The sequence below is a fragment of the Pseudomonas sp. HN11 genome (assembly GCF_021390155.1).
GTDB lineage: Bacteria > Pseudomonadota > Gammaproteobacteria > Pseudomonadales > Pseudomonadaceae > Aquipseudomonas.
The window spans coordinates 5,607,463-5,621,322 of record NZ_CP089985.1 but is presented as its reverse complement, the minus strand read 5'-3'; the positions used below and the strand labels follow the sequence as shown (position 1 = coordinate 5,621,322).

Sequence of the window (13,860 nt, the reverse complement as noted above, 5' to 3'; positions counted from 1 at the left end):
TTCGGCGAATGTCGTCTTCACAGTATAACCAGATTGCTTGGGGTTATATGGTCAAGTGAAGAAGCGCATACGGTGGATGCCTTGGCAGTCAGAGGCGATGAAAGACGTGGTAGCCTGCGAAAAGCTTCGGGGAGTCGGCAAACAGACTTTGATCCGGAGATGTCTGAATGGGGGAACCCAGCCATCATAAGATGGTTATCTTGTACTGAATACATAGGTGCAAGAGGCGAACCAGGGGAACTGAAACATCTAAGTACCCTGAGGAAAAGAAATCAACCGAGATTCCCTTAGTAGTGGCGAGCGAACGGGGACTAGCCCTTAAGTGGCTTTGAGATTAGCGGAACGCTCTGGAAAGTGCGGCCATAGTGGGTGATAGCCCTGTACGCGAAAATCTCTTAGTCATGAAATCGAGTAGGACGGAGCACGAGAAACTTTGTCTGAATATGGGGGGACCATCCTCCAAGGCTAAATACTACTGACTGACCGATAGTGAACTAGTACCGTGAGGGAAAGGCGAAAAGAACCCCGGAGAGGGGAGTGAAATAGATCCTGAAACCGTATGCGTACAAGCAGTGGGAGCCCACTTTGTTGGGTGACTGCGTACCTTTTGTATAATGGGTCAGCGACTTATTTTCAGTGGCGAGCTTAACCGAATAGGGGAGGCGTAGCGAAAGCGAGTCTTAATAGGGCGTCTAGTCGCTGGGAATAGACCCGAAACCGGGCGATCTATCCATGGGCAGGTTGAAGGTTGGGTAACACTAACTGGAGGACCGAACCGACTACCGTTGAAAAGTTAGCGGATGACCTGTGGATCGGAGTGAAAGGCTAATCAAGCTCGGAGATAGCTGGTTCTCCTCGAAAGCTATTTAGGTAGCGCCTCATGTATCACTGTAGGGGGTAGAGCACTGTTTCGGCTAGGGGGTCATCCCGACTTACCAAACCGATGCAAACTCCGAATACCTACAAGTGCCGAGCATGGGAGACACACGGCGGGTGCTAACGTCCGTCGTGAAAAGGGAAACAACCCAGACCGTCAGCTAAGGTCCCAAAGTTATGGTTAAGTGGGAAACGATGTGGGAAGGCTTAGACAGCTAGGAGGTTGGCTTAGAAGCAGCCACCCTTTAAAGAAAGCGTAATAGCTCACTAGTCGAGTCGGCCTGCGCGGAAGATGTAACGGGGCTCAAACCATACACCGAAGCTACGGGTATCACGTAAGTGATGCGGTAGAGGAGCGTTCTGTAAGCCTGTGAAGGTGAGTTGAGAAGCTTGCTGGAGGTATCAGAAGTGCGAATGCTGACATGAGTAACGACAATGGGTGTGAAAAACACCCACGCCGAAAGACCAAGGTTTCCTGCGCAACGTTAATCGACGCAGGGTTAGTCGGTCCCTAAGGCGAGGCTGAAAAGCGTAGTCGATGGAAAACAGGTTAATATTCCTGTACTTCTGGTTATTGCGATGGAGGGACGGAGAAGGCTAGGCCAGCTTGGCGTTGGTTGTCCAAGTTTAAGGTGGTAGGCTGAGATCTTAGGTAAATCCGGGATCTTAAGGCCGAGAGCTGATGACGAGTTAACTTTTAGTTAACGAAGTGGTTGATGCCATGCTTCCAAGAAAAGCTTCTAAGCTTCAGGTAACCAGGAACCGTACCCCAAACCGACACAGGTGGTTGGGTAGAGAATACCAAGGCGCTTGAGAGAACTCGGGTGAAGGAACTAGGCAAAATGGCACCGTAACTTCGGGAGAAGGTGCGCCGGTGAGGGTGAAGGACTTGCTCCGTAAGCTCATGCCGGTCGAAGATACCAGGCCGCTGCGACTGTTTATTAAAAACACAGCACTCTGCAAACACGAAAGTGGACGTATAGGGTGTGACGCCTGCCCGGTGCCGGAAGGTTAATTGATGGGGTTAGCTAACGCGAAGCTCTTGATCGAAGCCCCGGTAAACGGCGGCCGTAACTATAACGGTCCTAAGGTAGCGAAATTCCTTGTCGGGTAAGTTCCGACCTGCACGAATGGCGTAACGATGGCGGCGCTGTCTCCACCCGAGACTCAGTGAAATTGAAATCGCTGTGAAGATGCAGTGTATCCGCGGCTAGACGGAAAGACCCCGTGAACCTTTACTATAGCTTTGCACTGGACTTTGAATTTGCTTGTGTAGGATAGGTGGGAGGCTTTGAAGCGTGGACGCCAGTCTGCGTGGAGCCATCCTTGAAATACCACCCTGGCAACTTTGAGGTTCTAACTCAGGTCCGTTATCCGGATCGAGGACAGTGTATGGTGGGTAGTTTGACTGGGGCGGTCTCCTCCTAAAGAGTAACGGAGGAGTACGAAGGTGCGCTCAGACCGGTCGGAAATCGGTCGTAGAGTATAAAGGCAAAAGCGCGCTTGACTGCGAGACAGACACGTCGAGCAGGTACGAAAGTAGGTCTTAGTGATCCGGTGGTTCTGTATGGAAGGGCCATCGCTCAACGGATAAAAGGTACTCCGGGGATAACAGGCTGATACCGCCCAAGAGTTCATATCGACGGCGGTGTTTGGCACCTCGATGTCGGCTCATCACATCCTGGGGCTGAAGCCGGTCCCAAGGGTATGGCTGTTCGCCATTTAAAGTGGTACGCGAGCTGGGTTTAGAACGTCGTGAGACAGTTCGGTCCCTATCTGCCGTGGACGTTTGAGATTTGAGAGGGGCTGCTCCTAGTACGAGAGGACCGGAGTGGACGAACCTCTGGTGTTCCGGTTGTCACGCCAGTGGCATTGCCGGGTAGCTATGTTCGGAATAGATAACCGCTGAAAGCATCTAAGCGGGAAACTAGCCTCAAGATGAGATCTCACTGGAACCTTGAGTTCCCTGAAGGGCCGTCGAAGACTACGACGTTGATAGGTTGGGTGTGTAAGCGCTGTGAGGCGTTGAGCTAACCAATACTAATTGCCCGTGAGGCTTGACCATATAACACCCAAGCAATTTGATTACTCTAACGAGCATCAGATTGCGGTGTGTGAAGACGAAATGAACCGAAAGTTCGAATCTCACAAAACACCGAATGCTGTCACATACCCAATTTGCTGAAGCGAGGCCAACAGGTCACGACTCAGTACCCGAATTTCTTGACGACCATAGAGCATTGGAACCACCTGATCCCATCCCGAACTCAGCAGTGAAACGATGCATCGCCGATGGTAGTGTGGGGTTTCCCCATGTGAGAGTAGGTCATCGTCAAGATTAAATTCCGAAACCCCATTTGCGAAAGCAGATGGGGTTTTGTTTTGGGCGGGCGAAAAACACAAGAGCGTACTTTCGACGACCCTCAGTGCTAAAGTCCTGCGTTTCTATGCAATGACCCTGCGCATAGCTATCATGCGTGCCTCATTGTGAGGCGATATTTGCATGCTGACGCTGTTAAAACTTCTGAAAGACGGTCGATTCCACTCGGGAGAAGCACTTGGGGCTGCCCTAGGCGTCAGTCGCAGTGCTGTCTGGAAGCAACTCAAGCACCTAGAGGCGGAATTGAATCTGCCCATACATAAGGTTCGAGGTAAGGGGTATCAGCTAGCATCACCGCTGGTGTTCTTAAGTGCTGAAAATATTGCGCTGAATGCGCCATCGTTGGCTTGGCCCGTTCATATCTCTGACTCCATTGACTCTACGAATGCCGAGGCTTTGCGGCTGGTGGATGCCGGATGCGCGGCACCGTTTCTGGTACTTGCTGAGCAACAGACGGCGGGAAGAGGCAGGAGAGGGCGAAAGTGGATCAGTCCATTTGCACAAAACGTTTATTACAGTCTTGTGTTGCGTATTGAGTCGGGTCTGCGGCAGTTGGAGGGGTTAAGTCTTGTTGTGGGCTTAGCAGTCATGCAGGCCTTGCGAGAGTCAGGTGTGCAGGGGGCGGCGTTGAAATGGCCAAACGACGTACTGGTTGAGCAGAAGAAAATTGCCGGGATTTTGCTGGAGTTGGTAGGAGACCCCGCTGATATCTGCCACGTTGTCCTCGGCATAGGCATTAACGTGAATATGCAAAAGGCTGACGAAGTGGACCAGCAATGGACTTCGGTGCAGCTACAGACGGGTTCTCCGGTGAATCGCAACACCCTGGTGGCGCAATTGGGGTTGCAGCTGCAAAGCTACCTCGAGCGGCACCGGGCGGGTGGTTTTGTCGCACTCAAAGATGAGTGGGAGCAGAATCACGCTTGGCAGGGGCGGCCGGTGTCCCTTATCGCGGGTGTCAGCCAAATCGATGGAGTTGTACTGGGTGTAGACCGCCAGGGGGCACTGCGCTTGAGCGTTGAAGGTGTTGAGAAAATATACAGTGGTGGTGAGTTAAGCCTGAGGTTGCGTGATGATTCTTGAGCTCGACTGTGGGAATAGCTTCATCAAATGGCGTGTGCTTGATGACAATAGCGCGAACGCCTCGTCAGAAGGGGTTGTTGGTTCGGACCTGGCGTTGATTGAGAGTCTCGTAGCGCTTCCTGGATTGTTGCTGACGCGCTGCCGACTGGTGAGCGTTCGTGCCCTGGAAGAAACAAGCAAGCTGGTCGCGGCCCTGCATGAAGCTTTCGGCGTTGCCGTTTCCTGCGCTACTCCCGCGCGTGAGATGGCCGGCGTGCGCAATGGCTACGAAGATTTTGAGCGTCTGGGTCTTGATCGCTGGTTGGCTATGCTGGGTGGATTCAAGCTGGCGCGCGGCGCGTGCCTGGTACTTGATTTCGGTACGGCAGCGACAGCCGATTTTATCGCGGCCGATGGTGAGCACCTTGGTGGTTTCATTTGCCCAGGTATGCCCCTCATGCGCAATCAGCTGCGAACTCATACACGCAAGATACGTTACGACGATGCGGCGGCTGAAAGGGCGCTGGAGCGCCTCTCTCCAGGTCGTACGACCGTAGAGGCGGTGGAGCGAGGTTGTATGCTTATGCTCAGAGGGTTTGTACTGACTCAGTTGGAGTTGGCACGAAGCTACTGGGGGAATGATTTCACTGTATTCCTCACCGGAGGAGACGCCGATTTGGTGGCAGATGCAGCGCCGCAGGCCCGACTCGTTCCAGATCTGGTTTTTGTTGGTTTGGCGATGGCTTGTCCTTTGTCCTGAGGTGATTATGCGTTGGTTATTTTTGCTTTTACTTGTTCTCAACGCCTTCTATTACATTTGGCACCAGCAAGAAGCACCATTGCGTGCCAAAGATGTTACGCCTCTGAGTCTATATAAGGGCTCGCAACAGGACATCCGCTTGCTCAGTGAGTCCTCTGGTGCCGTGGCACGGAGAGAGCGGGCGAGAGCGCCCGAGGCGCAAAATACTTGCCTGTATGTCGGTGGCTTTGCGGATCAACGCCAGGCTCAGCTCGTTGAGCAGCGTCTCACAAGCCTGGATATAAAGGTCAAGGTTCAATTGCTCAATACTGCTGAAGCTTCCGGCTATTGGCTGCGCGTAGCCCCTGAAAGCCGACGCCTGGCTGAAGATCTGCCCTTTGAAAACCTTGCTAAGGAATTCAATGAGTTAAAACATAAAATAATGTTGTGCGAAGGCGTTGCAACTCTCGAATAGTTTGCATAGAATGGCGCCCGCTTCGCAGTGAAGACCTTTAAGGTCTACAGTACGGAGCAAAGGTCAACGCAGCTAACCTCATATTTTTAATGAGAAAATGCTTGACAGAAGGTCGGCGTGATGTAGAATGCCGGCTCGCTTAGGAGGGGTTCCCGAGCGGCCAAAGGGATCAGACTGTAAATCTGACGTCTACGACTTCGAAGGTTCGAATCCTTCCCCCTCCACCATTTTTAGCGTGAGCTGCAAGCTCCGCGGGTATAGTTTAGTGGTAGAACCTCAGCCTTCCAAGCTGATGATGCGGGTTCGATTCCCGCTACCCGCTCCAAGTTTGCAGGTTGTGCAGGGTGTTTCGCTCTTGTAGCTCAGTTGGTAGAGCACACCCTTGGTAAGGGTGAGGTCAGCGGTTCAAATCCGCTCAAGAGCTCCATATAACAAGGCAGATATGAAAATATCTGCCTTTGTTTTAACAGCTGCCTCGGCTTGTTGGTGTTGTATCTGGCTTTGTAGTCAGGTGATTTCAGGTCTGGTGAGGTTGGTTGTTGTAAAGTCTTTTTCGGGCCTGCATAATGGTCGGCCTGATTTTGTTTTAGGTCAGTAGCTCAATTGGCAGAGCGACGGTCTCCAAAACCGTAGGTTGGGGGTTCGATTCCCTCCTGACCTGCCAGATTCACGTGGTGTATCTGGCTTTCTTTTCACAGGATCTTCATAGATGACTCCTAAGGCTGAAGCTCAAAGCTCTCGTTTCGATCTGGTCAAGTGGCTCGCTGTGGTTGCCTTGGTGGTCGTAGGCGTTGTTGGCAATCAGTACTATTCTGCTTCGCCGATCCTGTACCGCGTGCTCGCTTTGCTTGCTCTTGCTGCTGTAGCTGCCTTTGTAGGCCTGCAGACTGCTAAAGGCAAGTCGTTCGCAGTCCTGGTAAAGGAAGCTCGCACCGAAATACGTAAAGTCGTTTGGCCGACTCGCCAAGAAACCACGCAGACCACGTTGATAGTTGTGGCTGTTGTTCTGGTTATGGCGTTGCTGTTGTGGGGGCTTGATTCCCTGCTCGGCTGGCTTGTTTCCTTGATTGTTGGCTAAGGGTGTCCCGTGGCTAAGCGTTGGTACGTTGTGCATGCTTACTCGGGTTACGAGAAGCATGTTATGCGCTCTTTGCTGGAGCGCGTAAAGCTGGCAGGCATGGAAGATGGCTTCGGCGAAATTCTGGTTCCCACTGAAGAAGTGGTTGAAATGCGGAATGGCCAGAAGCGCAAAAGCGAACGCAAGTTCTTCCCTGGCTATGTGCTGGTTCAGATGGATATGAATGAGGGTACTTGGCACTTGGTCAAGGATACTCCTCGTGTCATGGGTTTCATTGGCGGTACTGCTGATAAGCCTGCTCCTATCACTGACAAAGAAGCAGAAGCGATTCTGCGCCGCGTTGCTGATGGCAGCGACAAGCCTAAGCCGAAGACGTTGTTCGAGCCGGGTGAGGTTGTTCGCGTCACAGATGGTCCGTTTGCTGATTTTAACGGCACTGTCGAAGAAGTTAACTACGAAAAGAGCCGAATCCAAGTGGCAGTGCTCATTTTCGGTCGCTCTACTCCGGTAGAGTTGGAGTTCAGCCAGGTCGAGAAGGTCTAGCTGATCAAGCATCCCAACCCCGCAGCCTTAGGCTGTGGGGTTTTGTCGTCACTGGGATAAACGCGCAAGTAACCGGGGAGCCTTTCGAGGCGTTTGAACCCGTAATTGGAGTGCCTCATGGCCAAGAAGATTACCGCTTACATCAAGCTGCAAGTGAAGGCCGCTCAGGCCAACCCTAGCCCACCCGTCGGTCCAGCTCTGGGTCAGCACGGCGTGAACATCATGGAATTCTGCAAGGCCTTCAACGCCCGTACTCAGGGTCTTGAGCCGGGTCTGCCGACTCCAGTGATCATCACTGTATACAGCGACCGTAGCTTCACTTTCGAAACCAAGTCGACCCCGGCTTCGGTTCTGTTGAAGAAAGCTGCTGGTCTGACTAGCGGTTCCGCTCGTCCGAACACCGTTAAGGTTGGCACCGTAACTCGTGCTCAGCTGGAAGAAATCGCGAAAACCAAAAACGCGGATCTGACTGCAGCTGATATGGATGCAGCCGTGCGTACCATCGCCGGTTCTGCTCGTAGCATGGGCCTTAACGTGGAGGGTGTGTAATGGCTAAGCTGACCAAGCGCCAAAAGGCTATCGCCGGCAAAATCGAAGCAGGCAAGGCCTACAACTTTGTAGACGCCGCTGCCCTGCTGACCGAGCTGTCGACTGTCAAGTTCAGCGAGTCCGTTGACGTTGCTGTAAACCTGGGTGTTGACCCACGTAAATCCGACCAGGTCGTTCGTAGCGCAACTGTGCTGCCACACGGTACTGGCAAGACTGTACGTGTAGCTGTCTTCACCCAAGGCCCGGCAGCTGAAGCTGCTCTGGCCGCCGGTGCCGACCGCGTTGGCATGGACGACCTGGCTGCCGAAATGAAAGGCGGCGACCTGAACTATGACGTAGTTATTGCTTCCCCGGATGCAATGCGCGTTGTAGGTCAGTTGGGTCAGATCCTGGGTCCACGTGGTCTGATGCCTAACCCGAAAGTCGGCACCGTAACCCCAGACGTAGCCACCGCGGTTAAAAACGCCAAGGCTGGTCAGGTTCGTTATCGCACTGACAAAAACGGCATCATTCACACCTCCGTTGGCAAAGTCGGCTTCGATGCCGTCAAGCTGAAGGAAAACGTTGAAGCCCTGATCGCTGATCTGAAGCGTATCAAGCCAGCTTCCTCGAAAGGTATCTACGTCAAGCGCGTTACCCTGAGCACCACTATGGGCCCAGGTCTGGTCATCGACCAAGGTTCACTGGACGTATAAGACACAGATTGGCGTGAGTGATCACGCCAATAAAAAAATTGGGGTCCCTGCCTGGCGGGGGCTATCCAAGACCGTAGGCGACGCAAGTCTTAAACCACAAGCCTACGCAGATGGTGCTCCCGGTTCCTTACCGAATCAGACACCAAAACGACATCCGGCTCCGGCCAGATGAAACGGTAACAAGCAGGAGTTAAACCCGTGGCAATTAATCTCGAAGACAAGAAGGCCATCGTCGCTGAAGTCAACGAGGCTGCCAAAGCTGCTCTGTCCGCTGTCGTGGCTGATGCCCGTGGTGTGACAGTAGGCGCTATGACCGGACTCCGTAAAGAGGCTCGTGAAGCTGGCGTATACGTACGTGTTGTACGTAACACTCTGCTCAAGCGCGCTGTTGCTGACACTGAATACAGTGTCCTCAACGACGTGTTCACCGGCCCGACTCTGATCGCGTTCTCCAAAGAACATCCAGGCGCTGCTGCCCGTTTGTTCAAGGAATTCGCCAAGAGTCAGGAAAAGTTCGAGATCAAGGCAGCTGCGTTCGAGGGCAAGTTCCTCGCAGCTAACCAAATCGACGTACTGGCAACACTGCCGACCCGCGACGAAGCCATTTCGCAGCTGATGAGCGTGATTCAAGGCGCTACCAGCAAGCTGGCTCGTACTCTGGCCGCAGTTCGCGAGCAAAAAGAAGCCGCCGCAGCCTAAGGCTGAGCGACTTCTCTCGCGTATTTTTGTTTATTTCGATGGCCGAATAGGCCGTCCCCCAATTCAGGAAATACAGCAATGTCTATCTCCCAAGACGATATCCTCAACGCCGTAGCTGAAATGTCGGTTCTGCAGGTTGTTGAGCTGATCAAAGCTTTCGAAGAAAAATTCGGCGTTTCCGCTGCTGCTGCTTCCGCTGGCCCAGCTGTTGCTGCTGTCGCTGCTGAAGAGCAAACCGAATTCAACGTCATGCTGCTGGAAGCTGGCGATAAGAAAGTAAACGTGATCAAGGCAGTACGTGAACTGACCGGTCTGGGCCTGAAAGAAGCCAAGGCTGTAGTTGACGGCGCTCCTGCCCAGGTTCTGGAAGCTGTGGCCAAAGACGCAGCTGACAAAGCCAAAGCAGTACTGGAAGAAGCAGGCGCTAAAGTCGAGCTGAAGTAAGCATCGACCTTGCGTCTCCAGCCCAAGCATTAAGCTGAAGGCTGATGGCTGGTGGCTCTTGCCACCGGCCTTTTTCCGTTCTTGGCTGTCGACTCGGTCGCCGCCATTAACGCGCTGTAGCCACCCGATGCGGTGGTGCAAACCATGGGGTTTGCGAGATTTTCTGGCTGCTCCCGTCGGGGGGGCCAAACAAGCAGGTGACCAAGCTGGGGAACGCTGATGGCTTACTCATATACTGAGAAAAAACGTATCCGCAAGGACTTTAGCAAGTTGCCGGACGTCATGGATGTCCCGTACCTTCTGGCTATCCAGCTGGATTCGTATCGTGAATTCTTGCAGGCGGGAGCGACCAAAGATCAGTTCCGCGACGTGGGCCTGCATGCGGCCTTCAAATCCGTTTTCCCGATCATCAGCTACTCCGGCAATGCTGCGCTGGAGTACGTCGGTTATCGCCTGGGCGAACCGGCATTTGATGTCAAAGAATGCGTGTTGCGCGGTGTTACTTACGCCGTACCTTTGCGGGTAAAAGTGCGCCTGATCATTTTCGACAAAGAATCGTCGAACAAAGCGATCAAGGACATCAAAGAGCAAGAAGTCTACATGGGCGAAATCCCATTGATGACTGAGAACGGTACCTTCGTTATCAACGGTACCGAACGTGTGATCGTTTCCCAGCTGCACCGTTCCCCGGGCGTGTTCTTCGACCACGACCGCGGCAAGACGCACAGCTCCGGCAAGCTCCTGTACTCCGCGCGGATCATTCCGTACCGCGGTTCGTGGTTGGACTTCGAGTTCGACCCGAAAGACTGCGTGTTCGTGCGTATCGACCGTCGTCGCAAGCTGCCGGCATCGGTACTGCTGCGCGCACTCGGCTATACCACTGAGCAAGTGCTGGACGCCTTCTATACCACCAACGTATTCAGCCTGAAGGATGAAACCCTCAAGCTGGAACTGATCGCTTCGCGTCTGCGTGGTGAAATTGCCGTCCTGGATATCCAGGATGAAAAGGGCAAGGTCATTGTTGAAGCTGGCCGTCGTATCACTGCGCGCCACATCAACCAGATCGAAAAAGCCGGTATCAAAGAGCTGGAAGTGCCTCTGGACTACGTCCTGGGCCGCACTACCGCCAAGGTCATCGTTCACCCGGCTACAGGCGAAATCCTGGCTGAGTGCAACACCGAGCTGAACACCGAGATCCTGGCCAAGATCGCCAAGGCTCAGGTCGTTCGCATCGAGACCCTGTACACCAACGACATCGACTGCGGTCCGTTCATCTCCGACACTCTTAAGATCGACTCCACCAGCAACCAATTGGAAGCGCTGGTCGAGATCTATCGCATGATGCGTCCTGGTGAGCCACCAACCAAAGACGCCGCCGAAACCCTGTTCAACAACCTGTTCTTCAGCCCTGAGCGCTATGACCTGTCTGCGGTCGGCCGGATGAAGTTCAACCGTCGTATCGGTCGTACCGAGATCGAAGGTTCGGGCGTGCTGTGCAAGGAAGACATCGTCGCGGTACTGAAGACCCTGGTCGACATCCGTAACGGTAAAGGCATCGTCGATGACATCGACCACCTGGGTAACCGTCGTGTTCGCTGCGTAGGCGAAATGGCCGAGAACCAGTTCCGCGTAGGCCTGGTGCGGGTTGAGCGTGCGGTCAAAGAGCGTCTGTCGATGGCTGAAAGCGAAGGCCTGATGCCGCAAGACCTGATCAACGCCAAGCCAGTGGCTGCGGCGGTGAAAGAGTTCTTCGGTTCCAGCCAGCTTTCCCAGTTCATGGACCAGAACAACCCGCTCTCCGAGATCACTCACAAGCGCCGTGTTTCCGCACTGGGCCCGGGCGGTCTGACCCGTGAGCGTGCTGGCTTTGAAGTCCGTGACGTACACCCGACGCACTACGGTCGTGTTTGCCCGATCGAAACGCCGGAAGGTCCGAACATCGGTCTGATCAACTCCCTGGCCGCCTATGCGCGCACCAACCAGTACGGTTTCCTTGAGAGCCCGTACCGTGTGGTGAAAGACGCCCTGGTCACCGACGAGATCGTGTTCCTGTCCGCCATCGAAGAAGCTGATCACGTGATCGCCCAGGCTTCGGCCACGATGAACGACAAGAAAGTCCTGATCGACGAACTGGTAGCTGTTCGTCACTTGAACGAGTTCACCGTCAAGGCGCCGGAAGACGTCACCCTGATGGACGTATCGCCGAAGCAGGTAGTTTCGGTTGCGGCGTCGCTGATCCCGTTCCTGGAGCACGATGACGCCAACCGTGCGTTGATGGGTTCCAACATGCAGCGTCAGGCTGTACCGACCCTGCGCGCCGATAAGCCGCTGGTAGGTACCGGCATGGAGCGTAACGTAGCCCGTGACTCCGGCGTTTGCGTCGTGGCTCGTCGTGGCGGCGTGATCGACTCCGTTGATGCCAGCCGTATCGTGGTTCGTGTTGCCGATGACGAAGTGGAAACTGGCGAAGCCGGTGTCGACATCTACAACCTGACCAAATACACCCGCTCGAACCAGAACACCTGCATCAACCAGCGTCCGCTGGTGAGCAAAGGTGATCGCGTTCAGCGTAGCGACATCATGGCCGACGGCCCGTCCACCGACATGGGTGAACTGGCACTGGGTCAGAACATGCGCATCGCGTTCATGGCATGGAACGGCTTCAACTTCGAAGACTCCATCTGCCTGTCCGAGCGTGTTGTTCAGGAAGACCGTTTCACCACGATCCACATTCAGGAACTGACCTGTGTGGCACGTGACACCAAGCTTGGGCCTGAGGAAATCACTGCAGACATCCCGAACGTGGGTGAAGCTGCACTGAACAAACTGGACGAAGCCGGTATCGTTTACGTAGGTGCTGAAGTAGGCGCAGGCGACATCCTGGTCGGTAAGGTCACTCCGAAAGGCGAGACCCAACTGACGCCGGAAGAGAAGCTGTTGCGTGCCATCTTCGGTGAAAAAGCCAGCGACGTTAAAGACACTTCCCTGCGTGTGCCTACCGGTACCAAAGGTACTGTCATCGACGTACAGGTCTTCACTCGTGACGGCGTTGAGCGTGATGCTCGTGCATTGTCCATCGAGAAGACCCAGCTCGACGAGATCCGCAAGGATCTGAACGAGGAGTTCCGTATCGTTGAAGGTGCGACCTTCGAACGTCTGCGCTCCGCCCTGGTAGGCCACAAGGCTGAAGGCGGCGCAGGTCTGAAGAAAGGTCAGGACATCACCGACGAAATCCTCGATGGTCTTGAGCACGGCCAGTGGTTCAAACTGCGCATGGCTGAAGACGCTCTGAACGAGCAGCTCGAGAAGGCTCAGGCCTACATCGTTGATCGTCGCCGTCTGCTGGACGACAAGTTCGAAGACAAGAAGCGCAAACTGCAGCAGGGCGATGACCTGGCTCCAGGCGTGCTGAAAATCGTCAAGGTTTACCTGGCAATCCGTCGTCGCATCCAGCCGGGCGACAAGATGGCCGGTCGTCACGGTAACAAAGGTGTGGTCTCCGTGATCATGCCGGTTGAAGACATGCCGCACGATGCCAATGGCACCCCGGTCGACGTCGTCCTCAACCCGTTGGGCGTACCTTCGCGTATGAACGTTGGTCAGATCCTTGAAACCCACCTGGGCCTCGCGGCCAAAGGTCTGGGCGAGAAGATCAACCGTATGATCGAAGAGCAGCGCAAGGTCGCAGACCTGCGCAAGTTCCTGCACGAGATCTACAACGAGATCGGCGGTCGCAACGAAGAGCTGGATACCTTCTCCGACCAGGAAATCCTGGACCTGGCGAAGAACCTGCGTGGCGGCGTTCCAATGGCTACTCCGGTGTTCGACGGTGCCAAGGAAAGCGAAATCAAGGCCATGCTGAAACTGGCAGACCTGCCAGAAAGCGGCCAGATGCAGCTGTTCGACGGCCGTACCGGCAACAAGTTCGAGCGCCCGGTTACTGTTGGCTACATGTACATGCTGAAGCTGAACCACTTGGTAGACGACAAGATGCACGCTCGTTCTACCGGTTCGTACAGCCTCGTTACCCAGCAGCCGCTGGGTGGTAAGGCTCAGTTCGGTGGTCAGCGTTTCGGGGAGATGGAGGTCTGGGCACTGGAAGCATACGGTGCTGCTTACACTCTGCAAGAAATGCTCACAGTGAAGTCGGACGATGTGAACGGTCGTACCAAGATGTACAAAAACATCGTGGACGGCGATCACCGTATGGAGCCGGGCATGCCCGAGTCCTTCAACGTGTTGATCAAAGAAATTCGTTCCCTCGGCATCGATATCGATCTGGAAACCGAATAACACGTGACGCGAATCGAGAGCGGGGCT

Annotated in this window: 10 protein-coding genes, 4 tRNA genes and 2 rRNA genes; all 16 read left to right on the top strand. The window is 54.3% G+C overall.

The annotated features are described in order from the left end of the window. Positions 1-49 precede the first annotated feature (49 nt). Positions 50-2,941: ribosomal RNA gene (locus LVW35_RS25810) — 23S ribosomal RNA — on the top strand. 157 nt (positions 2,942-3,098) lie between these two features. Then, a 5S ribosomal RNA gene (gene rrf / locus LVW35_RS25805) occupies positions 3,099-3,214 on the top strand. A gap of 165 nt (positions 3,215-3,379) precedes the next feature. Next, entirely contained in the window at positions 3,380-4,339 is a 960-nt protein-coding gene (gene birA / locus LVW35_RS25800) for a bifunctional biotin--[acetyl-CoA-carboxylase] ligase/biotin operon repressor BirA (protein WP_233892567.1), read from the top strand. Further along, entirely contained in the window at positions 4,329-5,078 is a 750-nt protein-coding gene (locus LVW35_RS25795) for a pantothenate kinase (RefSeq protein WP_233892566.1), read from the top strand. Before birA ends, LVW35_RS25795 begins: the two co-directional genes overlap by 11 nt. A gap of 7 nt (positions 5,079-5,085) precedes the next feature. Further along, entirely contained in the window at positions 5,086-5,532 is a 447-nt protein-coding gene (locus LVW35_RS25790; RefSeq protein ID WP_233892565.1) for a hypothetical protein, read from the top strand. A 142-nt stretch (positions 5,533-5,674) separates the two neighbouring features. Next, positions 5,675-5,759 (top strand) — tRNA-Tyr (locus LVW35_RS25785). A 24-nt stretch (positions 5,760-5,783) separates the two neighbouring features. Continuing rightward, positions 5,784-5,857: transfer RNA gene (locus tag LVW35_RS25780), tRNA-Gly, on the top strand. A 26-nt stretch (positions 5,858-5,883) separates the two neighbouring features. After that, a tRNA-Thr gene (locus tag LVW35_RS25775) sits at positions 5,884-5,959 on the top strand. Positions 5,960-6,120: 161 nt separating this feature from the next. Continuing rightward, positions 6,121-6,196, top strand: a tRNA-Trp gene (locus LVW35_RS25770). Between the two features lie 45 nt (positions 6,197-6,241). After that, positions 6,242-6,610 carry a preprotein translocase subunit SecE gene (gene secE, locus LVW35_RS25765; protein ID WP_003194658.1) on the top strand — a complete coding sequence of 123 codons (369 nt, stop codon included), beginning with the start codon at positions 6,242-6,244 and terminating at the stop codon, positions 6,608-6,610. 9 nt (positions 6,611-6,619) lie between these two features. Then, positions 6,620-7,153 (top strand): transcription termination/antitermination protein NusG, encoded by a 534-nt coding sequence (nusG, locus tag LVW35_RS25760; protein WP_003176436.1) that lies wholly within the window; start codon positions 6,620-6,622, stop codon positions 7,151-7,153. Positions 7,154-7,270: 117 nt separating this feature from the next. Further along, positions 7,271-7,702, top strand: coding sequence for a 50S ribosomal protein L11 (rplK, locus tag LVW35_RS25755; RefSeq protein ID WP_003176435.1), 432 nt, complete (start codon positions 7,271-7,273; stop codon positions 7,700-7,702). Next, complete coding sequence (gene rplA, locus LVW35_RS25750; RefSeq protein WP_003232403.1) at positions 7,702-8,397, top strand: 50S ribosomal protein L1; 696 nt, start codon at positions 7,702-7,704, stop codon at positions 8,395-8,397. Before rplK ends, rplA begins: the two co-directional genes overlap by 1 nt. A 198-nt stretch (positions 8,398-8,595) precedes the next feature. Next, a complete protein-coding gene (gene rplJ / locus LVW35_RS25745; protein WP_010206364.1) occupies positions 8,596-9,096 on the top strand; it encodes a 50S ribosomal protein L10 in 501 nt (166 codons plus the stop codon). 78 nt (positions 9,097-9,174) lie between these two features. Beyond that, entirely contained in the window at positions 9,175-9,540 is a 366-nt protein-coding gene (gene rplL / locus LVW35_RS25740; RefSeq protein WP_233892564.1) for a 50S ribosomal protein L7/L12, read from the top strand. 219 nt (positions 9,541-9,759) lie between these two features. Next, a complete protein-coding gene (gene rpoB / locus LVW35_RS25735) occupies positions 9,760-13,833 on the top strand; it encodes a DNA-directed RNA polymerase subunit beta (protein ID WP_019819139.1) in 4,074 nt (1,357 codons plus the stop codon). Positions 13,834-13,860 lie beyond the last annotated feature (27 nt).

What these genes read in the sequence shown, in the direction of transcription:
- birA (WP_233892567.1), top strand. Translation starts at nt 3,380, where the DNA reads ATGCTGACGCTGTTAAAACTTCTGAAAGACGGTCGATTCCACTCGGGA.
- LVW35_RS25795 (WP_233892566.1), top strand. Translation starts at nt 4,329, where the DNA reads ATGATTCTTGAGCTCGACTGTGGGAATAGCTTCATCAAATGGCGTGTG.
- LVW35_RS25790 (WP_233892565.1), top strand. Translation starts at nt 5,086, where the DNA reads ATGCGTTGGTTATTTTTGCTTTTACTTGTTCTCAACGCCTTCTATTAC.
- secE (WP_003194658.1), top strand. Translation starts at nt 6,242, where the DNA reads ATGACTCCTAAGGCTGAAGCTCAAAGCTCTCGTTTCGATCTGGTCAAG.
- rplK (WP_003176435.1), top strand. Translation starts at nt 7,271, where the DNA reads ATGGCCAAGAAGATTACCGCTTACATCAAGCTGCAAGTGAAGGCCGCT.
- rplA (WP_003232403.1), top strand. Translation starts at nt 7,702, where the DNA reads ATGGCTAAGCTGACCAAGCGCCAAAAGGCTATCGCCGGCAAAATCGAA.
- rplL (WP_233892564.1), top strand. Translation starts at nt 9,175, where the DNA reads ATGTCTATCTCCCAAGACGATATCCTCAACGCCGTAGCTGAAATGTCG.
- rpoB (WP_019819139.1), top strand. Translation starts at nt 9,760, where the DNA reads ATGGCTTACTCATATACTGAGAAAAAACGTATCCGCAAGGACTTTAGC.